Origin of the sequence: Rhodococcus sp. UFZ-B548 (assembly GCF_903819475.1) — a bacterium.
GTDB classification, from domain to species: Bacteria; Actinomycetota; Actinomycetes; order Mycobacteriales; family Mycobacteriaceae; genus Rhodococcus_F; species Rhodococcus_F erythropolis.
In genome coordinates this window covers 1-24,564 of record NZ_CAIJDS010000073.1, presented here as the reverse complement: position 1 = coordinate 24,564, position 24,564 = coordinate 1, and the positions used below count along the sequence as shown (strand labels likewise).

Annotated in this window: 8 protein-coding genes; 4 read left to right on the top strand and 4 right to left on the bottom strand. The window is 61.9% G+C overall.

Going from position 1 to position 24,564, the window contains the following annotated elements:
• Nucleotides 1–8,657 (top strand): non-ribosomal peptide synthetase (locus H7C86_RS34135; protein ID WP_182263218.1); only part of this gene is annotated, 8,657 nt, incomplete at its 5' end.
• Nucleotides 8,658–8,691: 34 nt separating this feature from the next.
• Here H7C86_RS34135 and H7C86_RS34130 read toward each other — a convergent pair.
• Nucleotides 8,692–9,303, bottom strand: a complete 612-nt coding sequence (locus H7C86_RS34130) for a glyoxalase (RefSeq protein ID WP_182263217.1) — start codon at nucleotides 9,301–9,303, stop codon at nucleotides 8,692–8,694.
• 317 nt (nucleotides 9,304–9,620) lie between these two features.
• On the opposite strand from H7C86_RS34130, the gene H7C86_RS34125 reads away from it, so the two are divergent.
• Nucleotides 9,621–12,725, top strand: a complete 3,105-nt coding sequence (locus tag H7C86_RS34125) for a multicopper oxidase family protein (protein WP_254665010.1) — start codon at nucleotides 9,621–9,623, stop codon at nucleotides 12,723–12,725.
• A 118-nt stretch (nucleotides 12,726–12,843) separates the two neighbouring features.
• A complete protein-coding gene (locus H7C86_RS34120) occupies nucleotides 12,844–14,082 on the top strand; it encodes an HNH endonuclease signature motif containing protein (RefSeq protein ID WP_182263216.1) in 1,239 nt (412 codons plus the stop codon).
• Between the two features lie 79 nt (nucleotides 14,083–14,161).
• On the opposite strand, the gene H7C86_RS34115 is transcribed toward H7C86_RS34120, so the two are convergent.
• Genes H7C86_RS34115 through H7C86_RS34105 form a run of 3 tightly spaced genes read right to left on the bottom strand, consistent with a single transcriptional unit; the run spans nucleotide 14,162 to nucleotide 18,644 of the window.
• On the bottom strand, nucleotides 14,162–15,133 hold the full coding sequence (locus tag H7C86_RS34115) for an antibiotic biosynthesis monooxygenase (RefSeq protein WP_029255495.1): 972 nt from the start codon (nucleotides 15,131–15,133) through the stop codon (nucleotides 14,162–14,164).
• Nucleotides 15,130–17,823 carry a molybdopterin-dependent oxidoreductase gene (locus H7C86_RS34110; RefSeq protein ID WP_182263215.1) on the bottom strand — a complete coding sequence of 898 codons (2,694 nt, stop codon included), beginning with the start codon at nucleotides 17,821–17,823 and terminating at the stop codon, nucleotides 15,130–15,132. Before H7C86_RS34110 ends, H7C86_RS34115 begins: the two co-directional genes overlap by 4 nt.
• A complete protein-coding gene (locus H7C86_RS34105; protein WP_182263214.1) occupies nucleotides 17,820–18,644 on the bottom strand; it encodes a xanthine dehydrogenase family protein subunit M in 825 nt (274 codons plus the stop codon). The genes H7C86_RS34110 and H7C86_RS34105 overlap by 4 nt, the downstream gene beginning before the upstream one ends.
• Before the next feature lie 259 nt (nucleotides 18,645–18,903).
• Between H7C86_RS34105 and H7C86_RS34100 the strand changes: the two genes are divergently transcribed.
• The coding region (locus H7C86_RS34100; protein WP_182263213.1) for a non-ribosomal peptide synthetase at nucleotides 18,904–24,564 on the top strand (5,661 nt) is incomplete at its 3' end.

The window sequence follows — 24,564 nt, the reverse complement described above, 5'->3', positions numbered from 1 at the left end:
GGGTTGGTGTCGATGATGATTTCTTCGAGTTGGGTGGTAATTCGCTCAATGCGACTCGGCTCATCAGCCGCATCAACCAACACGCCGGTACCGCGTTGCCGCTTCGCGCGCTGTTCGATCATCCTTCAGTGGTGGAACTTGCTGCGGCACTGGATAATGCAGAGCGGGCCGCTCGGCCCGCCCTCCTTGCACGCACACGCCCGGAACGGATTCCGCTCTCGCTTGCGCAGAACCGGATGTGGTTCCTCAATCAGTACGACGTCACGTCCGCGGCGTACAACATTCCGTTGGCCATCCGCCTCTCGGGTACCGTCGACGTTTCTGCGCTTCGCTGGGCGGTGGGTGACGTCCTGGCACGTCACGAGTCGCTGCGAACGATGTTCCCCGACAACGGTGACGGCCCAGTCCAGGTCATCTTGACGCCTGAGGAGGTGGAGTTCGACGTGAGCCCGATCGAGGTCGACCGTGGCGACCTCGATACGCGCATACTCGCTGTCCTCTCCGAAGGCTTCGACGTCACAGCTTCGGTACCGATTCGGGTCAAGCTGTTTCGTATAGAAGAATCCGAGCATGTGCTCGTGATGTCGGTGCATCACATCAGTGCGGACGGCGTATCCATGACGCCGTTGGCTCGGGACGTGATGATTGCCTACTCGGCGCGACTGACCGGCCAGGCGCCCTTCTGGGCGCCGCTGGAGATCCAGTATGCCGACTTTGCACTGTGGCAACGGGCGCTCCTCGGCGACGAGGCGGACCCGAACAGCATCGCATCGGCTCAGATCGACTACTGGAAGACAGCGTTGGACGGGATCCCGGACGCACTCGAACTTCCGACCGATCGACCACGGCCGGCGGTGGCCACCCAGAACGGTGCGATGATCCGCTTCGACATCGCGCCCGACGTCATGGAACGCGTTCGTGCGATTGCCGATCACCACCATGCAAGTGTGTTCATGGTGGTCCACGCGGTGTACGCAGCGCTGCTGGCGAGATTGTCGGCCACCTCCGACATCGTCGTCGGCACGCCGGTGTCCGGTCGAGGTGAGGCGTCCGTCGATGATTTGATCGGAATGTTCGTCGGCACGGTCGTTCTGCGAACAGATGTCGATTCCGAGCAGACGTTCTCGTCGTTGATCGATCAGGTACGTGACCGAGACTTGAGTGCATTCGGCCACGTCGATGTGCCCTTCGAGAGGCTTGTCGACGTTCTCAAACCCGTTCGCTCACAGTCTCACTCGCCGCTGTTCCAGGTTGCGTTGGCCTACCAGTACGTCGAGGACACTGCCTTCGAGCTTCCCGATCTTCGGGTGTCGGCTCTCGAATTCGACGTCACTCCAGCACAATTCGATCTTGCATTGACGCTGTTCGAGAGTGTGGACGACGCCGGCGAAGCAACCGCCGATTCGGTAGCGGTGCGTGGATCGCTCACCTACGCGACCGATCTGTTCGACCGTTCCACGGTCGAGTCGTTCGCCGAGAAATTCGTGATGCTGCTCGAGCAGTTGACCGAAGACCCGGCGAGCGTTATCGGTGATGTCGACATTCTGAATCGGGACGAGCAGAACCTGCTGGCGCCGGTGCGAGGCTTGGCGGCAGCGCATCCGGTGACCCTTTCCGAGCTGATTCATGCTGCGGTGTCGTCGAATCCGACAGGGATCGCCTTCCTGTGGAATGACCGCGCCGTCACCTACGCCGAGGCCGACGAACTGTCGACCCGACTGGCACACGTCATCGCGGAACGCAACGCCGCACCGGAAACCTTTGTCGCTCTCGCTCTTCCTCGCTCACTCGAATCCGTTCTCGCAGTGTGGGCGGTGGCCAAGACCGGTGCCGCGTACTTGCCGGTCGACCCGAGCTATCCGGCCGATCGCATCGCGTACATCCTCGGCGACTCTGGGGCAAGGTTGGGTGTGACGATCGCCGAGCAGCGTCGGTTCCTGCCGGACGACGTCGAATGGTTGGTTCTCGAGGACATCGCCGACGAACTTGCGGCAGCCTCGCTGAGCCCGATCGACGCACCCGCACGGGTCGACAATCCGGCATACATGATCTACACCTCGGGTTCGACGGGTATGCCCAAGGGCGTGGTGGTCACGCATTCCGGCCTCGCCAATTTGGCGGCCGAGCGGCGCGAACATTATCGAATCACGTCCGATGCCAGGTTCCTGCACACCGCTTCCCCCAGCTTCGACATGGCTGTCGGCGAAATGATCTCGGCTCTTTCTGCCGCGGCAACACTGGTGATCGCACCCGTGACCACGATCGGTGGTGACGACCTCGCGGAGTTGCTGGATACGCAACGAGTCACCCATGCTCTGATCACGCCGGCCGTCCTGAGCACGATCGACCCACGCGACCACGAGCATCTTCGGATCCTTGGGGTCGGCGGTGAAGCGGTGTCCGCGGATCTGGTCGATCGCTGGCAGCCCGGCCGGACCATGCTCAACGGCTACGGACCGACCGAAGCGACCGACATCTCCACGGTGGCAGACCTCGTCGAGGGACAACCGGTCACGATCGGGACGCCAGTGCGTGGGTTCCGGGCCATGATCCTGGACACTCGGCTGCGGCCGGTGCCGATCGGCACACCGGGCGAACTGTATGTAGCGGGGCCCGCACTGGCCCGGGGCTACCACAGTCAACACCTGCTCACCGCAGCACGATTCGTCGCAGATCCCTTCGGCGAACCCGGGCAGCGCATGTACCGCACCGGCGACATCGCCGCCTGGACGAATGATCTCACCGTCGAGTACCACGGACGGATCGACAGTCAGGTCAAGATTCGAGGCCACCGTATCGAGCTCGGTGAAATCGAGACGACGGCAACGCGGTGCGACGAGATTGCGCAATCCGTGGTGCTGGTCGTCGAGACTGCACTGGGTAAGCGCCTGGCCATCTACCTCGTGCCGGAGGCAGGGCGCGTCATCGACGTCGAGGCCGTACGGCACCACCTCGAATCCACGCTGCCACGACCGATGGTGCCGGATGCATACGTGGTTCTCGACGCACTTCCGGTCACGGTGAACGGCAAGCTGGATCGCAAAGCCCTTCCGACTCCGACTTTCTCCGTACCGAAGACGCAGTATCGAGCACCTGGATCTGAGACGGAAGAAACCCTCGCGTCACTGTTCGCAGACCTGCTCGGTGTCGAGACCGTGAGCGTCGACGATTCGTTCTTCGGTCTCGGTGGCGACAGCATCGCATCCATTCAACTCGTCTCCCGAGCGAAGGCTCGCGGGCTCGTGATGACACCGCGCGACGTCTTCGAGCAGAAGACCGTGGCGGCGTTGGCGCAGGTCGTCCTGCGCGCTGACGTGACCGCGCGGGAGGTACTTGCCGAGCTGCCGGGCAACGGTGTCGGCGAGTTGCCGCTGACGCCGGTGATGCGGATGGTCCTCGGCAGCACCGATCACTTCGATCGCTACTCACAGTCGATCGCACTGGATTTGCCGGTCGGTGTCGACGAACAGGGGATCGTCGACACGCTCGCCGCCGTCGTCGACCACCACGACATGCTTCGGTCGACGTTGCACAGCGACACCTTGCAGGTAGCCGAGCCCGGCAGCGTGGACGTCGCTGCTCGTCTGCGGAAAGTCGACTTCGATCCGACGGTTGTCGACAGCGCAGAAGGCCTCACCGAATTGGCGAGGTCCGAAGTGGAACTGGCTCGGCGAGAACTCGATCCGCGTGGCGGTGTGATGTTCGCGTGCGTCTGGCTCGCGCCGACGGGTGAGCCGGAAGCGGCGACGGGTCGACTGCTCGTCGTCATGCACCATCTGGTCGTCGACGGCGTGTCATGGCGAATCCTGGTGCCGGACTTCATGACCGCGTGGGCACAGATATCCAATGGTGCGCCGGCGCAACTGGCCCCCGTCGGTACGTCCATGCGGCGGTGGGCACATGCGTTGCAGGACAGCTTGGCTGCTGCGACGGCAGAACTGCCGGTGTGGCGTTCAATTGTCGACGGCGAGGATCCTGACCTGGGATCGGCGAGCTTCGATCCCTCCGTCGACTTGGTCGGCACCGTCCGCGACATCGAGGTACGCGTCGATGCTTCGACGACTCGTGCACTGCTGACCGAACTTCCGGCCGCATTCCGTGGCGGCGTCAACGACGGTTTGCTGACGGCTCTGGCGCTCGCTGTCACTCGTTGGCGTCGCGAACGAGGCGTGCACGCCACATCGACACTCATCCAGATGGAAGGTCACGGGCGAGAAGAGCACACCGCACCCGGTGCCGATCTCTCGCGGACCGTCGGTTGGTTCACCAGTGTCTACCCCGTGCGTCTCGAACTCGGTGCACTCGACATCGACGACGCCATGAACGGTGGCGCCGCAGCGGGTCGCGCCGTCAAATCGATCAAGGAACAACTGCTGGCCGTGCCCGGTCGTGGCATCGGCTACGGCGTTCTGCGATACCTGACCGGCAGTGACCACTGTGAAACGCTGCAGGACGCAACGCCGCAGATCAGTTTCAACTACCTCGGTCGTGTCTCTGCCGGAAGCGTTCCCTACGAGTTCGCAGAACTCGGCTGGGCTCCGTCAGCGGATGTCGGTGACATCGAAGGACCCGGAAACCCGGACATGCCCGCCGCGGCAGTTCTCGATATCAATGCCATCGTCACCGACACGTCGGACGAGTCGACGGGTGGCGCCTCGTTGTCCGCGACCTTCTCCTACGCCGGACGTCTCCTGACGGAGGCGGATGTCCGAGACTTGGCGGAGTACTGGACGATCGCGCTGCGGAGTCTGGTCTCGCACGCCGGCGACGGAGCCGGGGGAGGCCTGACGCCGTCCGACGTTCCGTTGGTGACGGCCTCGCAAGAGGACATCGACGCCTGGGAAGAGCGATACCCGGTGGTCAGGGACATTTGGCCTCTGTCGCCTTTGCAGCACGGGCTTGCCTTCCATTCGTTGCTCGCAGGGAACACTGCCGACGTCTATCAGACCCAGATGGTTCTGGAGCTGACAGGAACGGTGGATCCGGTGCGAATGAACCGGGCCGTGACTTCACTGCTGAACCGTCACGACAACCTGCGGACCGCCTACGTCACGGATCTTTCGGGCGAACTCGCGCAGATCGTTCTCGGTGAGATCGATATTCCGTGGCGTGTGGTCGACCTCGGTGCGGTGCCGGAGAGCGAGCGCGAGGTTGCTTACGATCGAGCCCTCGAGCGCGATCGATCCGAGCGTTTCGATTTGGCAACACCGCCGTTGCTGCGATTCACGCTCATCACGCAAGGTCCAGGGCGGCACGCGCTCGCAGTGACGCTGCATCACATTCTGCTCGACGGTTGGTCGATGCCGTTGCTGATGAAGGACCTGATGGTCCTGTACTCAACGCACGGAGACGAATCTGTGCTTCCGCGCGCAGCGTCGTATCGTAATTACCTGGCCTGGTTGAGTTCTCGTGACACTGCGGAATCCGAGCTGGCGTGGGCCGAGGCGCTGTCCGGGCTCGAACAGCCGACATTGTTCGCCGGGCAAAGGACTGTGGGTTCGAGTGCCGGCACCGTCGAGTCGGTTGTCACCCAGGTGGAGACCGACCTTGCCCAGCAGCTCGGTGCCTTCAGCGCCGACAACGGCGTCACGCTGAACACGATGATGCAGGCCGGTTGGGGAATACTGCTGGCGCGCCAACTGGGTCGAACGGATGTCGTGTTCGGAGCAACGGTGTCGGGTCGTCCCCCCGAGCTCGATCAGGTCGAGTCGATGGTCGGCCTGTTCATCAACACACTTCCTGTCCGGGTCACGCTCGACCCCGCGGAGTCATTGCGCTCATTGCTGTCGCGCCTGCAGGTCGAACAAGCCGGACTTCTCGAACACCACCATCTCGGGCTGACGGACATCGTCAAGAGTGTCGGAAACGCCGCTGACTTCGACACGTTGACCGTCTTCGAGTCGTATCCCGTCGATGCTGAGGGGATCGCCGAAACGACCTCGATCGACGGGATGACCGTTACCGCCATCACCGGCGAGGACGCGACTCACTATCCGTTGACACTTACCGTCGTCGCTGACGACGGCATTGAGTTCACGCTCAAGTATCAGTCGGACGTTTTCGACGCGCCGACGATTCGGGTCGTGCGAGAGCGGATGCTTCGGATCCTGCGCGCACTCGTGGAGTTGCCGGACACCGCCGTCGGAAACCTGGACGTCCTGGGGGCCGACGAACGGCGCCTTCTCGTCCCGGTGTCGGGTCTGCCTGCGGCGCCCCAGTCGACCTGGGCCGATCTCATCGATTCTGCCGTCGCGCGGAACCCTGAGGGGATCGCGATCTGGGCCGACGGTCGTGCATGGTCGTATCGAGAAGCGGACGCCTGGTCCAACCGCCTGGCCCGAATTCTGCTCGATCAGGGTGTCGGTCCGGAAACCTTTGTAGCCGTGGCACTCCGGCGATCGGCAGCGTCCGTGATGTCGGTGTGGGCAGTGACGAAGACCGGCGCCGCCTACTTGCCCGTCGATCCTGACTATCCGGTTGAGCGGATCGAGCACATGATCACAGACTCCGACGCTGTCATCGGCATCAGCCGAGGTGGGAATCAACTTCCCGATTCGGTGCGCTGGCTCGATCTGGACGCACTCGAAACCGCGATCCAAGAGCTACCCGACTCGAGTATCGCGGGAGCGGCTCGCATCGACAATCCCGCCTACATGATCTACACGTCCGGATCCACGGGCAAACCGAAGGGCGTCGTGGTCACGCATGGTGGTCTCGCGAACCTTGCCGCCGAGCGTCGTGAGCACTATCGCGTCGACTCGCACTCACGATTCCTGCACAACACCTCGCCGAGCTTCGACATGTCGGTGGGTGAAATGATGTCGGCGCTCTCCGCGGCGGCGACTCTGGTCGTCACACCGCCTACCATCCTGGGCGGAGAAGAGTTGTCTCGGTTCATGATCGGACGTCGGGTCACTCACGCACTGATCACTCCGGCGATGTTGACGTCGATGGAACCGGAAGGGCTCGAAGAGCTTCGGGTTCTCGGTGTGGGCGGGGAAGCGGTATCTGCCGAACTGGTGAACCGTTGGCAGCGTGGTCGAACCATGCTCAACGGGTACGGGCCTACCGAGGCAACCGACATCTCCACCGTCGGTGATCTCGTTGCGGGCAAACCGGTCACGATCGGATCACCCGTGCGCGGATTCGACACTCTGATCCTCGACTCGCGACTGCTCCCGGTGCCGATCGGGACGCCGGGCGAACTGTACGTGTCCGGGCCGGCTCTCGCCCGGGGATACCATGACCAGTCCGTGCTCACGGCAACCCGATTTGTTGCCAACCCGCACGGCCGGCCGGGTGATCGTCTGTATCGCACGGGCGACATTGCCTCCTGGACACCCGAACTCACCATCGAGTACCGGGGCAGGACCGACACTCAGGTCAAAATTCGTGGTCATCGCATCGAACTCGGGGAGATCGACTCGGCCCTGCACGCACACCCGGACGTGGATGTGGCCATGACCCGCGGCAAGAGGACACCGTCCGGGGACACCGCGTTGGTCGCGTACGTCGTGCCGACGCCGGGGACTGCGCCGGAGGTGAGTCAGGTCGTCGCCTTTGTCTCCGAGTTCTTGCCACGTCACATGATCCCGAGTGCTGTCGTCCTCATCGACAAGGTGCCGACGACACCGACAGGAAAGGTCGACGAGAAGGCATTGCCGACCCCTGATTTTGCGTCGAAGATCGTGTATCGGGAGCCGAGCACGCCTACGGAAATCGCTGTGGCCACTGCCTTCTCGGAGGTCCTCGAGATTGCTGACGTCGGCGCCGACGACAACTTCTTCGAACTCGGTGGGAACTCACTGTCGGCGATGCGAGTAGTGACCAAACTGCGGATGTCGCTTGCTCGCGAGATCCCATTGCAGTGGTTGATGACCGAGCCGACTCCGGCGTCGATTGCGATTCGTGTCGACTCCGGACAAGAATCTTCCGGCGCGCTGGACGTCGTGTTCCCGATTCGGACGACCGGTGATCGGCCGCCTGTGTTCTTCGTCCATCCGATCGTCGGCCTGGCCTGGAGCTATGCCGGCTTGGCGCCGTACATCGATTCGGCGACTCCGATGTACGGGATCCAAACTCCAGCAGTCTCGTCCGCGGATCCGCTGCCGGAGTCCATCGAGTTCACCGCCGCCAGGTACCTCGAGGAAGTTCGAAAAATCCAGCCTGAAGGTCCGTATCACTTTGCCGGTTGGTCGCTCGGTGGCGTGATCGCACACTCGATGGCGGTGCTATTGCAGGCAGCGGGCGAGTCGGTCGATTCGTTGGTGATGCTGGACAGCTTCGCCCATGCCGCTGAAGACGGTGAAGGTTCGGACGCTGACGACGACGCGGACATGGGACTCGAGTTCGCGCACGCCATGGGCGAGTTGACTTCGGAAGATGTCGGCAGGCTTGTCTTCGCGGCCCGGCACAACGACACGTTGATGCAGGCTCACCAGCCGGGGATCTTCGATGGCGACGTGCTGTACTTCACTGCAGCGCTGGATGATCCATGGCTGAACCGTGGAGTCGATTCATGGCGTGCGTATGTCAGCGGGGATATCGTGAATCACCCCGTCGAGTGCACTCACTGGGACATCACCTCGCCCGCCGCTCTCGAGACCGTTGGTCCGTTGATGGCGCACAACTTGGAGAGGATTCGTCGGATGTCCTGAGTCGGGCGGGCGTGTTCTCGAGACACCACCTGTGTCAGGAATGGGTGCTTTCCCAGGCGAAACCGTCAGGATCCGCGAAGGGTTCGGACGCACCGGTGATGGTGATTCGGTGCGATCCGGTGCCCTCGGGAGCGAGCCCGGCGTCCTTTGCCAGGGCGCCTCGGCCGTACAGTGCCAGCGTGACATTGTTTGCTGCGCTGGTGAATTCGACGTACTTGCGGCCGAAGCTCTTCGACACCTCGAGGCCGTGGTCGAGGTAGAACTGCTTGCTGGCCTTGACGTCTTCGGCGCCGAGCAACAGCACCAGGCTGTCGATTGTGCGGGTGGCGGGTCCATTGTTCTTCTTCGACGACGTGGCGATCTTCCAGATCGAACCGTCTGGAGCCTGAACGACTCCGCTGTATCCCCAGAGGGATTTCTTCACCGGCTTCAAGACGGCGGCACCGGCTGCGAGTGCGGCGCCGACGAAGGCGTCGACGATGTTCGGTTGGGAGACGACGAGCGAAAGGGTGTACCCACGAAACCCGGTTGTCGGTTCGTTCGATTCGCGTAGCTGGATTCGATCTCCGACGCCGAGAGCGTTGTAGAAGGCTTCGGCTGCGACGAGGTCGGGAACGTCGAGGATCACGGATTGCGCGGTGGTCATCCGGGCGCTCCCTGCTGATGTGTGGATTGACGACGTGTGGTCGGAAGTGGACTTCTGTGGTGTGTTCATGTGTTTCAACGTAATTGCGGGTCCCTTGGCTGTGCTTCTCGATTTCTGATCGGTTTGCTGAGACTGCTTGCAAGGTGCAGCGCTCGAGCGGGCACTAGGTGGGCAATTTGTCGTGAATGTACTGTTCAGCCGATGTTTTCTCGATAGGCTGATGACCGCTGATCGGACGTATCTCACGCCACCATGGAACGGGGAAACCAGTGATCGCACTGCGAGGAAAGTCGTTAGCCGCAGCAGTAGTGGTGTCCATGACGATGGCGTTGGCCGCGTGTACGTCCGCTGAATCGGCGCCCGAGGTGGGCGCCAACTACGGCTCGGACGGAACCGCCGTCGACTACCGGGAGCCGGTGAAACTGAGTAGCCGAGATGGTGTTCTCGAGGTGCGCTTGTCCGCTCATCAGGGAGTGATTCCGCTCGATACCGCTTCGGCGCCCGTGTCGAATTTTCTGCTCTTCGGGTACGAGGTCATCCGCGGTACGGCGTCGGACGGATCGACCTCGGCGAGTGACGTCTATCCGGCGCCGACTCTCCGCGTCAATCCCGGAGAGCGATTGATCATTCATTACGACAACGATTTGCAAGATCTCACGATCGAGGACTTCTACGATCCGGCATTCACACCGGCGGGCGGGGACGTGCCGATCTATCCGCCGGCGCTGACGTCGGCTCCGCTGAATCTGCACACGCACGGAGTGCACGTGAGTCCGGACGGCAATGCGGACAACGTGTTGCTCAACATTCCCGCCGGCCAGGGAAACGTGTACGACTACGCGATTCCGGGGACGATGCCGAACGGTCTCTACTGGTACCACAGTCACCGGCACACCCTCACCGCCCAGCAGACGTACATGGGCTTGGCCGGGCTCCTTGAAATCGGCCGGCCGGACGGAAATTTGCCTGTCGTGACGGCAAACGACGTTCCGATTCGCGATATGGCACTGCAGTACAACTTCGTATTCGACCGCAAAGGAAAGGGCCGACAGCTCAACGACGCGAACTGGCCCCAATTCGTCAGTACGTTGACGCCACCCGCCGGTACGGAATTAGCCGACGGGACGTACCGTCCGAGCCTTGCTCCGGTGAATTTCTCGGACACTACCGAGGGCGCGCAGTATTTCACCAACTGGTACGCGGGACCGTTGTCCCCGGCCAATCATCGTGGACAGAATCAATTCGTTCCAGGCAATCTGCAGAGCTTCGTGGGTGAATCGACGAGTGTTCCGGCCGATCCCTCACTACCGGACAACCAACGCGATGTGCAGTACACCGTGAACGGTCAGTTCCAGCCGTCGCTGAAACTGAAGCCGGGGCAGACCGAGATCTGGGTGCTTGCCAACATCAGCGACTTTGCCTACATGCCGGTTACGTTGACGGAAACCGCAACCGGCACCCATCCGAAGTTCGCAATCGTGGGGCAGGACGGAAACCCGTTCGACGAGGTCCGGCCACCCGTGGACGGGGACGGAACCAGGCTGGTGATTCCGCCGGCCTCGCGCTATGCAATCGCCGTGACGATGCCGGAGGCCGGCGATCTGGTGCTGGAGATGCCACCGCTGGAAGGTGCGAAACCGGTGAGCAATCCGGGAATTCTCTATACCAACAACGGTACCGACAATCCGCCCGCCGAACTCGGAACCGTCACCGTCGACCCGTCGGTGATCAGTTACGCGGACGGATTCTTCACGTTCCCGACTCAGCAGTTGATCCGCGCGACGCCAGACGAGGGCGAAGGGAAGACGACTCCCTTCGAGTTCGGACAGAAGCTCGATACCTACACCTCGTTCGTGGATACAGCAGCGATGACGCCCGACGTGACCCGCAACCTCACAGTGTCCGGTGGGTTCGGAAACGAGAAGGCCAGCAACAGCGATCCGAAGGCCTTCACCTACGAATTCGCCGACAACACGTTCCCCAACATCCCGCTGATTCAACCGCGGCTGAATTCCGTTGAAGAATGGAAGATCACGAACCTCAACAACGACGAACACCCGATGCATATTCACGTCAACGACTTCCAAGTGATGGAAGTCGTTGATCCCGTCGCAGGGACGACGACAGGGGTTCAGCCCTGGGGGATCGACAATGTGAACGTGCCTGCTCCGGTGACTGACGAGAATGAGAATGCTCTCGAGCCTGCGTCAGTGACGTTACGAACGAAGTTCACCGAGTACACCGGAACCTTTGTGATTCACTGCCACCGACTCAATCACGAGGACAACGGTTTGATGGCTACCGTCAGCGTGATTCCCGAGGTATCGACGTATGCCGTCGCGATACCTGGTTCGGCCGGCGTGCCCGCCAAGGTGCAGATATTCGATGCCAACGGCGACAAACTGATCACCGCTGTGACGCCCTTCCCGTCGTTCGAAGGCACCCCGAGTGTTGCGATGGCGGACGTGAACGGAGACATGGTGCTTGATCTGGTCGCTGGAACAGGTGCAGGCTCGGCTCCGGAAGTGGTGGCGTACAACGCAGTCGGCGGCGTGCCGTTCACCGACGAGTTGGCAAGATTCGCCCCCTTCGATGTGGGTTTTCGTGGCGGAGTGAACGTCGGCGGCGTCGATATCGACGGAAACGCATTGGCGGACAACATCATCGTTGCGTCGGGCCCGGGGATGGAGTCGCAGGTCAAGATTTACTCCACCGACCTTCCGGCGGACAAGAGGTCCGCACCCGCAGAATTCGGTTCGTTCTCGCCGTACCCGGGATCGAGTAGCGGAGTCACGTTCGCAACCGGAATGGTTGACAGTCACTCCGGTCGAGCGAGCATCGTGACAGCACCCGGTGCGGGCGAGGAGCCGTTGATCAAGACGTTCCGCTACGACCTGTACGAACCGACGGCGGTTGCGCAGGGCGACTCCGATGAACACGCAGGTCATACGGCTGGTCCGGCAACGACATCACAGTTCTTGGCATTCGATCAGGGCTACCGCGACGGGGTGTCTCTGTCGACGGGTTGGGTGGCCGGCGCCGAGGGCGGCGCAAAGTCGATAGTGGCAGGCATGCTCGGAGGAGAAGGATCAATCCGCGTCTTCTCGAGTGGATCCAGGCTCGACGGTGCACCCGAGATGTACCTCGAGAGTCCAGATCACCATTCGACGGACGTGGCATTTCGGGAGGTTGCAGCTTTCGACCCGTTCACCGCTCCAGGGTCGGGTGTGGGAGTGGCCACGACGAGCACGACTACCGGCGCGGATCTCCTCGTCAGCGGCAGCAACGGAACGGGTGCCGAAGTTCGGAAATTCACTCTCGGTCGTGCCGATCCGTCTGCGACCACATTGACACCGACGCTTGTGGGAACGCTGCCGCCCTATCCCGTCGGCGGGGGAGTTCTGCCACTCGGTGGTCGATGATCAGGTTTTGAGAGTTTCTGAAAGTAGTTACATATCAACCGGTCTCGAGATCGATGTTTCTTGAAACCTGTCCGTTATGTCTCTGGCTATCGAAAGTATGTTCGATTAAACTTTGAGCATGGACAGTCGGGAAGCGTGGCAACTGGATGGCGAGGGCCTCAAGGGTGAGGTTCTGGATCTGGTGCGTGTCCGGCACGAGTTGCAGTCGCGGTTGGTGTTGTTGATCGTGGAAATGTTTTCCCGTGAGGTTCTCGGCGGGAAGGGTTTTCGGGCGATCGCGCAGTGGTTGCACGGTTCGACGAATCTGGAGATCGGTGAGTGCAGTCTGCTGGTCGGGTTGGCGCGGTTGTTGATGCTCGAACCTGTTGTGGGCGATGCGTTTCATCGGGGTGACGTGGATGCGTTGAAAGCCCGGCAGGTGGCGTCGTTTTGTCAGCATCCACCGAAGAACATGACCCTGGCGGATGTGGACAAGGCCCGCGGGATTCTGCTCGGGTTGGCGTCGAAGAACATCGCGGATTGTGATGCGGTGCGGGCAGCGATCCGCCGAATCGAGAAGCAGTACGGCAAGCGTGAGGACGGTGTTCCGGTCGGGGAGGATTCGGAGCGTAACGAGTTCTACGCCTCGAAAGGCTTGTACGGGCGTGTCACTGTAAAGGGTGACTTGGATGCTGTGAACGGGGCACGGTTGATCACGTTGTTGTCGAGCCTGTCCGCTCCGACACCGGAGAAGGACGGCGTCAAGGACACGCGTACTCCGGCATTACGGCGTGCGGACGGGTTTTGCGAACTACTGCGCCGGTTCGAGCGGGCGGGGCTGGGTCCGATCGAGGGCGGGGTGAAACCACACATCACGGTCACCGCATCGGCGAAAGACATGACCGATCTGCAAGCCTTGAAAGACCTCCTGCCGTCCACGGAGGAGGTCGGGTTCGCGTGGACCGATTGGGTGGGCCCGATCAGCATCGACACCGCACGGATGGTGGCCTGCGACTGCACGGTCACCCGGATTCTGTTGGATGAGAATGGTGTTCCGCTCGACTGCGGCAAGGAAGCGAGAACGGCGACGGTTCCGCAGCGGCGGGCTCTTGCGGTTCGGGATGGCGGTTGTGCGTTTCCAGGGTGTGGGACTCCGTCGGGGTGGTGCGATGCCCACCATATTGTTCACTGGGGTGATGGTGGCCCAACAGATCTCGACAACCTGATCTTGTTGTGCGGTCACCATCATCGGACACTGCACCACACCGAATGGCGGGTCGAGATCGGCCCCGATCGGAAGACGGTGTTCTATCCACCGATGTCCGTTGATCCGTATCAGCAGCCGATCGGCGGGAATAGTCCGCCCACCGCGGCGTGAATCGCGACAACTGAAGACGTGAGCACCGGGGCACAAGCATGCCCCGGTGCATACGCTGGCATTTCGCGTTCTGGAGAGCTCAGGGCAGCGACCAGAACTGAGTAGTCACCAGGTAGAAGACGACCACCCAGAACAAGGTCACCGCAGCGACGATCGCCACCCCTTGCGCGTTGGTTTTTGCCACAGGAATCCCCGGAGGTGGACGCAGCCAACGGTGCAGGAGCCGATTCACGTAGTACGGCATCGTGAAGAAACTCATGATGAAGCTCGACAACAGGTTGCCGATCAACAATCCGAGCCAGAGTGGCAGCTTCAGCGGTGACAGCGCCAAAGTTAGCAAGACGACAGTCGGGTAGAGACCGACCCAGACCGCGATCGAGGTTTTTGTCTCCGAAGGTGGAGGGGCCTCGTTTCCGTTCTCGTCGAAGGCAAACCAACTGCCGAACGAATTGTCCACGGTTCGCAGTTCGAAGTCGTGGAACTTGCGACCCTCGGCGAGAAGCTGTTGTCGCTCAGGGGAAGTCAGCCACGTGTCGAGATGGGCAGCATTGTCGAAGCGATACAGCAGGGTCCACTCATCCTGCACACCGTCGACTGGGCGAAACAGTTCGGTGCCGCGGAATCCGTCGAAAGCACTCTCCACCTCCCGAAGGCGATCCTGCCAGGCAAGGAACTCGTCGATACTGTCGTCACCTACTCGGTGCGTCACTACGACAGTCAGCAGTGGGTCCGGAGGCCTGATCCCGCCGCTCACTACCTGCTGCGTGGCCGGGCCGTCGAAGAACTGACGACCGCTGTCGAGGTAGTCCTGCCTCGTCGCGCTGTTGATCCACGCTTGAACATGAGCGATGGAGTCGAATCGGTACACGATCACCCAATCAGGTTGGGTGGGCGTCGGAGCCGCGATTTCTGCCCCGAGGAAGCCTGCATAATCTGCGGCCGCCCGGTTGAGATCTTTCTGCCAGACCTCGAATTCTTTCTCCAGTCCGGCACGCACTCGCTGGCCGATGATGACCGTAGCGGCGCTGTCCGCCGACGTGTTCGCGGTCATCGGTTCAGGTCTGAGTAGATGCGTTCCGGGGTGAGCGGTAGTGACCGGAATCGTGACCCGGTGGCATCCTGCAGTGCGTTCGCCAAAGCAGGGGCAACCGGATTGATGCAGCACTCCGCCATGCCCTTGGAGCGGAGTGGGCCGACGGAGTCTGATGACTCGACGAGGATCACGTCGGTGCGTGGGACATCCGCATAGGTCGGGATCCGGTAGTTACGTAGATTCGGGTTCATCATCGCGCCGTTTGCGTCTACGTGGAAGTTCTCGGTGAGTGCGAAGCCGATGCCCTGGGCGACGCCACCTTCGATCTGTCCCCGCACCTGCGCCGGATTGATGATCACCCCAGCGTCGGTGGCTTGGACACTGTAGAGGATGCGGATCTCGCCGGTGATGCGATGGACGGCGATCCGGAAGCCATGAGTGTTGGACACCACGCTGCGCGGCGACCCGTACGCTTTCCGTGCTTCGGTGAATCGGATCCCGCGCGGGCGTGCAGCCTCGAGTAACTCTTGCAGTGTTAATCGAGTACTACCGCAGATGATCTTGTCGTCGTCCATCGAGCACAGGTCAATCGAGACGCCGGTGTGATGTGCGGCGAAGGCCAGTAGTCGATCGCGGAGCGCATTCGACGCGCGAAGTACCGCGTTCCCAGCGACAAACAGGCCGGCGCTGGCGAAAGCGCCTGTGTCGAAACCGGTTCGGTCGGTGTCCGACTGAATGATTCGTACACGTGACGGTGTTGTGCCCAGCTGATTCGCGGCGATCTGCACGTGGGCCGTAGAAGTTCCCTCACCGAATTCGACTGTGCCGATGGCAAGTTCGTATACACAGTCTTCGCCGAGGGTGAGCCAAGCCTCGGAAATGTGCTCGGTGGGTGGCGCGGTCTCATGTAGTGAACTGGCAGTACCGGTGCCGATCAGCCAATCGTCTCCGAGCGAGGGAACCGGTTGGCGCTTCAACGCGGCGTCGATCAGATCGATGCATTGCCCCAGTCCGTCTTCGGTGAAGATCACGTCGTCCGGGCCGTCTTCGAGCGCGACGAGCGAATCGCCCGGTCGGACGATATTGCGTCGACGCAGTTCGAGCGGATCCATGTTCAGCGCGATGGCCAATTCGGTCATGGCCGATTCCACGGCAAAGGCCGGTTGAGTCATCCCGTACCCACGCAAAGCGCCGCTCGGGACGTTATTGGTGTACACGGAATACGCATCGAACTTCTTGTTCGCACAGCGATAGAGCGAGACTGCCGCGCCGCCGGCAAAGAGTGTCTCTCCGCCGTGGTTTCCGTATGCACCGGTGTTCGAGACGTTGCGATAGTGGAACGCGGTGAGTGTCCCGTCCGACTTTGCTCCGAGCTTGATTGTGAGTTTCATCGGATGACGCGGTGACGCGGTGGTGAACTCTTCTTCTCGGGTGAATTCGAGGCAGACGGGACGACCGGTGTCCAGGGTGGCGAGCGCCACCAGATCTTCGCTGATCACTTCCTGTTTTCCTCCGAACCCGCCGCCCACGCGTTTGCAGAACACGCGCAGCTGATCCGGGCGGAGGTCGAAGAGATGGGCGAGTTTGACCTTGGCGATGGAGGGGGACTGCGAACTCGTGCGAACGTGAAGGCGTCCGTCTTCCATCCATGAAATCGAACCGTGCGTCTCGAGATGTGCGTGCTGCACTCGCGGGGAGAAGTAGGTGCCTTCGTGGATGACGTCGGCCTCGGCGAACCCGGCCTCGACGTCGCCCACGTGACCGTGAAGTTCGAGCAGGATGTTGTGCTCGGGATCTCGAACAAAGGGATCGTCGGATCCGTGCAGGGCTGGAGCGCCGTCGGCCATGGCCTCTTCCGGATCGAACACGGAAGGCAGGATCTCGTAAACGACCTTCACCTTCCGACGGCCTTCTTCCGCAGCGACGACGGAGTCGGCGAGGACGGCCACCACACGCTGACCCACGAACCGCACGACGTTGTCGAGGATGTACGTGTCGTCCGGATCAACAAGGTGGTCGGTATGAATTGCCGTTGTAAAGAGCTTGCGCGGCACGTCTTTCCAGGTGTAAACGCGATGGACACCGGGGACGGCGAGCGCCTCGGTGGTGTCGATGGAGGTGATGCGTGCATGCGCGTGGGGCGAGTGCAGCACTTTCAGGTGCAGCATGCCGTCGATCGCGGTGTCCATAGTGTATTCGGCTCGGCCGGTCACGACGTCGGTCGCCGCCGGCGCCCCGACGCTGGTCCCGACCGCCCGTCCGGGGAGGGCAACTTCGACAGCGCCGACACCGTTGACTGCGTCTTCGATGGATCGGTAACCGGTGCAGCGGCACAGGTTTCCCTTGAGCGCTCGCGGCAAGTCTTCTTTCTGCGCGTCGGTGAGCGCCGCGGAGGTCATGATCATTCCGGCGGTGCAGAACCCACACTGAAAGCCGGGTGCATCCCGGAACTGTTGCTGAATCGGATGGAGATCTTCGGGCGTACCGAGTCCCTCGATCGTGGTCACCGCGCGACCGTCGGCGCGAAAGGCGGGCGTGATGCAGCTGTGTATCGGCGCTCCGTCGAGCCACACTGTGCACGCCCCGCAGTCCCCGCCGTCGCAACCCTTCTTCACCCCGTGGTGTCCGAGGTGTCGAAGAAACGTCCGGAGACACTGTCCTGGGAACGGTTCCTCGTCGAACTTCCGGTCGTTCACCGTGTAGCTCATGACTGGCTCCCCGTGAGTTCGATTCGGAGCTCGTCGGCGTAGTGACGGGCGAGGTGCAGGCGGTGGTCGGGGGTTCCGTTGGGATCGTCGAACCAACTGTCGGCCGAAATGGAGTCGACCGCTCGTCGCAGAGAGTGCTCGTCCGGCATCGCGTCGAACGTCAGCCGGATCGGATGCGTAGTGCCGGCGGTGATGGTGAGGTGAAAGTCGTCGACTCCCGGAGTCTGCGTCGCGATCATGAAGATCGTCGAACGGCCGAGGTGCGTGAGACTGAAGCGGCGGTGGGCGTGGCGTTTGGTGAGCGCGTGCACCGGGAACTCGATGCTCCGAAGAACTTCGCCCGGCTCCAGGACATTCTGGTGGTCACCGGTCACGAAGTCGCACGCGTCGACGGTCCTCACTGTTCCGGCGGTGGCCCACAGCGTGAAAGTAGCCTCGAGTGCAACTGCCAGGGTGATCATCGGTCCGGCGGGAAGCGACATACAGATGTTCCCGCCTACGGTGGCCGAATTCCACACCTTGAAAGACGAGAGGAAGTACTCGCAGCTGACGCGAATAAGTGGACTCGCACCCCAATTGTCCGGCGGGACAAACGCATACAGTTCGGCAACGGTGCACGTAGCTCCGACACTGAAATGAGTCGCGCCGACCTCCAGTGGTGTCCACCCGAGCGCGGTGAGGTCGACGAGTCGACGTGTGTCGGGTTGTTCCGCTGAGAACAGCCACGTTCCTCCCGCGAGCCAGGCGTCGCCGGGACGCCACACGTCCCCTGGGCGATCCGGTGGTCGGCGTATCACGTCGGTAATGGTGGTGATGTCCATGCGCCTGCTCCCCTCGGGGGATGTGTCGTCTCGGAGTGGGACATTACCGAGGTGACGGGACACATTCACACTTTTAGTGCATATCGGGCACGTGAGACATGGGCGATACGTACGTGACATCGCCTGGTGGTCCGTGCATGTGCTTGCCGATTCTGGGTACGACTGCTTGAGAGGCGCGATCAGCCTCTTGCTTTCGCGCTGTTGATTCGGACGCGGCTACGCACTCGGCGGCCGCGGAGATCATGCGGGGCGGGGCGCTGTGAAACCCTTCGAGGTAAGACGGACCGACCCTTTTGATGAGACCCTCTTTCCGCTCTCGGCCGCCCAACGGGCAACCTGGTTCGCTCAGCAATTCGATCCCGAAGTCCCGATTCTGATAGCGCACTACGTGGAGTTGCGCGGCGAACTCGACGTCGAATTACTGGATCGCGAAACGCGGGCAGGTGCTTACGAGTTTCAATCTCCCATGCTCAAAGTCATCGAGGTTGATGGTCAGCCGATGCAGTACGTGGACGAGAAGGCCGAAATCTCGGTCGGTTTGGTCGACTTCCGCTGGACCGAGGATCCCTTCGAGGCTGCGCTCGAGTGGATGCGTCGAGATTGCCGGACGCCGCTCGACCTGGCAGTCGACGGAATCGTCGCGACCGCTGTGCTGCGCGTGGGTGACGCGCACTATCTGTGGTACTGCCGTATCCATCATGTCGCGCTCGACGGTTTCGGTGCCATGACCATGATGAACCGCATTGCGCATCGGTACTCGGCCTCGGCGGCGAGAAAAGATCTGCAGCCGAGTCGTGCCGCGACACTGCGCACGCTGTACGACATCGACGAGCGGTACAGACAGTCGGATCGATTCGCTGCCGATCGTGAGTACTGGGCAGGGCGCAATACAGTCGGTGCCGGATCCAGCTTGGCGGAGGCTTCTGGGCCCGCACACATCGAGAGCCGACTCGAAAGCACACTGATGTCGGACCGGAGCTGTGCCCTTCTCCACGAATCCGAGAACCACGCTGCAACGGTCGTCGCTGCGCTCGCGTTGTACCTCTCGCGAATGACGGCGAAAGAGACTGTCCAGATTCATGTTCCGATGTCCGGACGGACTACGGCGGTGTTGCGGGACTCGGGCGGCATGATGGTGAACGTCGCGCCGCTGCTCATTTTCGCCGCCGTCGACACCGTCGGTGAACTCTTCGCCCAGGTCCAGCATGAGCTCATGGGTGCATTGCGGCACCAGCGCTGCAGCCTCGACGACATCCGTCGGGACGCAGGCGTGACGAGCGGTCTGGAAGGCGAAGACTCATATGCCGGGCCCATGGTCAACGTCATGCTGTTTCGCCAGGAGGTGCAGTTGGGCGAGGTGGTTGGGGAGTATCACATCGTCACCTCCGGGCCGGTGGAAGACCTTCTGGTCAACGTGTATCCGAGCGGCGACAGGCTGCGTGTCGACTTCCGGGCAAACCCGATCCGATACGAGGAGGCGGGTTTACGCGAGCACCACCGGAATTTTGTCGGCTTGCTGGAAGAGTTGATCGCGTCTGATTCCGGTGCCGAACTCGCAGACATTCACGGCCCGACGGCACGGGAGGGCGAGCGACGACAACGCGAAGTGCGGCACCTCGAGTATTGGAGACATGAGCTCACCGGGGCGCCCGAACTGTTGCAACTTCCCTTCGATCGACCCAGGCCTGCAACGCAATCGCTGGACAGTGCACAGGTTGAGGTCGTGATCGCCGCCGACACCCACGCGCGGATTACAGAAATGGCAAGTGATCTCGGGACGGACACACGCGCGGTCCTACATACGGGCTTCGCGCTTGTGGTGAGCCGATTGTCCGGGGCTTCGGACGTGGTAATCGGTACGCCGACGGGATCCGACGCGAACATCGTTGCCATCCGGAGTCGCATCGATCTGGAGACGCCGTTCACGGCGCTCTTGGGCAGTGTCGTCGAGGTCCGAAGTAATGCGCTGCCGCACAGTGGGATACGGCTCGAGCAGGTGGCGCAGTCGCTCGAGGTGGAGGATGTACCTGCGTATGCGCCGGTGATACAGGTGACGTTCGAGTCCGTCGCCAGCGCTGACGAGCACCCTCCCGACCTCGGCCGCTTCGATCTCGGAGTGTCTGCAGTCGAACTGTTCGACGAGGTGGGTACGCCGTCCGGAATCACGGTGACGCTCGGGTTTGCCACCGACCTGTTCGACGCCGAGACGGTACGTGGTCTCGGTTTGCGGTTCGCGCGCGTCCTCGAATCCGTCACCACAGATCCGGCAACGATGGTCGGCGACATCGACATCTTGTCCGACGACGAGCGATCCGCGATGCAGCCTGTCCGCAGTGACCCTCGCGCTTCGCACCGCACCCTGGCCGAACTGTTCGACGGTGCGGCGCGCACACACCCCGACGGCGTGGCCCTGTCGTATCTCGATGGCGAGTTGACGTATCGAGAACTCGACGAGCGTTCGTCGAAGTTGGCCCGAGTCTTGATCGACCGCGGCATCGGTCCGGAAAACAGTGTGGCGCTGGGTTTGACGCGTTCGATCGAATCGGTTGTCGCGATGTTGGCGGTGACCAAAGCCGGCGCGGCATTCGTGCCGGTGGATCCGACCTATCCGGGTGAACGTGTTCGCTTCATGCTGAACGATTCCGGCGCCGTACTGGGGCTCACGGTCGTTTCCGAACTTCATCGTTTGCCGGATTCGATTTCCTGGCTAGCAATCGACGACGCTGATTTCCGTGGCCGACTTGCACGGCTGTCCGTGCGCTCCATCTCCGATGTCGATCGGGTGCACCCGATCCGGCCCGACAATCCCGCATACGTGATCTACACTTCGGGTTCCACCGGACTCCCCAAGGGGGTGACGGTTTCGCATCGTGGACTGGAAGCGCTTGCTGCCGAACAGCGTTCGCGGTTCGGTGCGACCCAGGATGCGCGAACATTGCACTTCTCGACCCCGAGTTTCGACGCCTCGATTTTCGAATACCTGCTGGCTTTCGGGGCCGGAGCGACCATGGTGATTGCACCGAGCACGATCTACGGCGGTGACGAGCTGTCTCGCTTCCTCGAATCCCAGCGTGTCACGCATGGTTTTGTCACTACTGCGGCGCTCGGAACAGTTTCGCCCGAGGGCCTTTCGGACTTCGGCGACGTGGTGGTCGGTGGTGAGGCCTGTCCGCCGGATCTTGTGCAGCGGTGGGCTCCCGGCCGACGGCTGTGCAATGCCTACGGGCCGACCGAGACCACCGTCATGTCGAACATCGGCGAGCCGATGGTGTCGTCGGAGAACATCACAGTGGGCGGTCCGCTCCGCGGTTTCGAGGAGATCGTGCTCGATCAGCGATTGCACCCCGTCCCCGACGGTGTTGTGGGCGAGCTGTACATCTCGGGAGACGCGCTCGCACGTGGATATCACCGGAAGTATGCGTTGACCGCAGGACGATTCGTGGCCGACCCGTTCGGTCTCCCGGGCCGGCGGATGTATCGAACGGGGGACTTGGTGCGGCGGCGCCGTGGCCGTGCACTCGAGTACGTCGGTCGCAGCGATTTCCAGGTGAAAGTTCGCGGATTCCGTATCGAGCTCGGGGAAATCGACAGCGTCGTGCAGTCGTGTCCGCAGGTCGAGAATGCAGTTACCGTGGCGCGTGCGGCTCCCTCCGGTACAACGATGATTACCACGTACGTCGTGCCTGCCGGCGGAAGTGCGCTCTCGACGGCCGATCTGACGCAGTACGCCGCGAGCCGTGTGCCGTCGTACATGGTTCCTGCGGCCTTTGTTCTTCTCGACGAGTTGCCGGTAACTCCATCGGGAAAGGTCGATCGCGCTGCCTTACCGGCACCTCGGTTCGATGCTCGGTCGGACAACTTTCGACCGCCCGAGGGCGCCGAAGAACTACTGCTGGCCGAGATTTTTGCCGACGTTCTAGGTGCTGAGGCGGTGGGTGCGGGTGACGACTTCTTCGAGCTGGGTGGGAACTCATTGATCGCCACAAAGCTGATCGCACGAGTCAATGCCGCTGAAGCAATCGATTTCGGGGTGCGGACTTTGTTCGAAGCACCGACGATCGAATCACTGGCTCTCCACGTGCGTGACGCGAAGTCCTCCGGCGTTGATCCCTCGCGTTCGAAGCGTCCAATCCTGCAGGCACATTCGTACAGGGACAAGATTCCGGTGTCTCTGGCGCAACAACGCCTGTGGTTTGTCAATCAGTTCGACACGTCGTCCCCGGCCTACAACATCCCGATGGTGGTCCGACTGTCAGGGGCGTTGGATGTGGCTGCGCTGAAACTCGCGATGGGAGATGTTGTCGATCGACATGAATCGCTTCGCACCGTCTACCCGGCGTCGGTCGACGGTCCACATCAGGTCGTGGTTCCTTCGGAACGTGTGACGTCGAAGATGGCGTGGGAAGTATCGGTTGACGAGGAAGCCTTGGACGGGCGCGTCGCCGATCTCGCTCGCGAGGGGTTCGACGTGAGCGCGAACGCGCCCGTGCGCGGCTCCCTTTTTCGAATCACTCGGGACGTTCATGTCCTCGCGTTGGTGGTTCACCATATTTCGGCGGATGGAGCATCACTCGAGCCGCTGGCCCGCGACCTGACCCGCGCCTACGCGGCGCGGGCTGCCGGTCGGGCACCGGACTGGCCGCCTTTGCCTGTGCAGTACGCCGACTACAGCCAATGGCAGATCGAACTGCTCGGCAGTGACGCCGATCCGGACACGCTCCAGGCGAAGCAGTTGGACCAATGGACGTCCACCCTGTCCGGTCTACCTGACGTGATCGACCTTCCGCTGGATCGACCGAGGCCGGCGGAACGATCCATGCGCGGTGAATCGGTCCGATTCTCGGTGCCCGCAGACGTGCACAGTGACCTCCTCGAACTCGCTCGGAATCACAACGTGACACCGTTCATGGTGATGCACGCAGTGCTGGCCGTTCTGTTGGCACGGCTGAGCGCCTCGCCGGACATAGCGATCGGCACTCCGGTGGGAGGGCGCGCCGAGCAAGTCCTCGACGATCTGGTCGGGATGTTCGTCAACACGGTCGTCCTGCGAACCGCCGTTGATACCGCCGCGACTTTCGAGGAAATCCTTTCACGAACTCGCGAAGTTGATCTGGCAGCGTTCGGGCAAACCGAGGTGCCGTTCGAGCGAGTCGTCGATGCAGTTGCTCCGGAGCGTTCACCATCTCATTCACCGCTCTTCCAGGTTCTGTTGGAATTTCAGAACACCGCAGATCCTCACCTCGAACTACCAGGACTCGGTGTCGATGTTGTTTCAGTCGGCATCGGTGTCGCCAAATTCGACTTGCAATTGTCGCTCTCCGAAAAGCGTGGCAAGGACGGAATCCCGGTGGGTTTCGACGCCGCCTTCACCTACGCCTCCGATATCTTCGAGCGCACCACAGTCACCGAATTCGGGGAGCGCTTCGTCCGCCTACTGCGGTCCGTCGTATCGGATCCAACTGCCCCAGTGGGTGATACGGAGATTCTGGGTGCGCCCGAGCGTGGGTTGGTGGTGGGTGGTTGGGATGGTGTGGGGGTTGCGGTGGGGGGTTTGACGTTGGTGGATGTGTTGGATGGGCGGTTTGCTGGTGTGGGTGGTGGGGGGTTGGTGTGTGGTGGGGTGGTGTTGTCGTGGGGTGAGTTTGATGTTCGGGTGAATCGTTTTGCGCGGTTGTTGATTTCGTTGGGGGTGGGTCCGGAGTCGCGGGTGTGTGTGGTGTTGTCGCGGTCGGTGGAGTTGTTGGTGGCGGTGTTTGCGGTGGTGCGGGCTGGTGGGGTGTTTGTTCCGGTGGATGTGGGTGCGCCGGTGGAGCGGGTGGGGTTTGTGGTGGGGGTGGTGGATCCGGTGGTGGTGTTGTCGCGGGGTGGTGATGGTGGGTGTTTGCCGGTGGGGGTGGGGTTTGTTGATGTGGGTTGTGTT

Bases quoted from the DNA above. Each gene is read 5' to 3' on its own strand.
- H7C86_RS34115 (WP_029255495.1), bottom strand. From the start codon at position 15,133: ATGACCGCGAACACGTCGGCGGACAGCGCCGCTACGGTCATCATCGGC.
- H7C86_RS34110 (WP_182263215.1), bottom strand. From the start codon at position 17,823: ATGAGCTACACGGTGAACGACCGGAAGTTCGACGAGGAACCGTTCCCA.
- H7C86_RS34105 (WP_182263214.1), bottom strand. From the start codon at position 18,644: ATGGACATCACCACCATTACCGACGTGATACGCCGACCACCGGATCGC.
- H7C86_RS34130 (WP_182263217.1), bottom strand. From the start codon at position 9,303: ATGACCACCGCGCAATCCGTGATCCTCGACGTTCCCGACCTCGTCGCA.
- H7C86_RS34125 (WP_254665010.1), top strand. From the start codon at position 9,621: ATGACGATGGCGTTGGCCGCGTGTACGTCCGCTGAATCGGCGCCCGAG.
- H7C86_RS34120 (WP_182263216.1), top strand. From the start codon at position 12,844: ATGGACAGTCGGGAAGCGTGGCAACTGGATGGCGAGGGCCTCAAGGGT.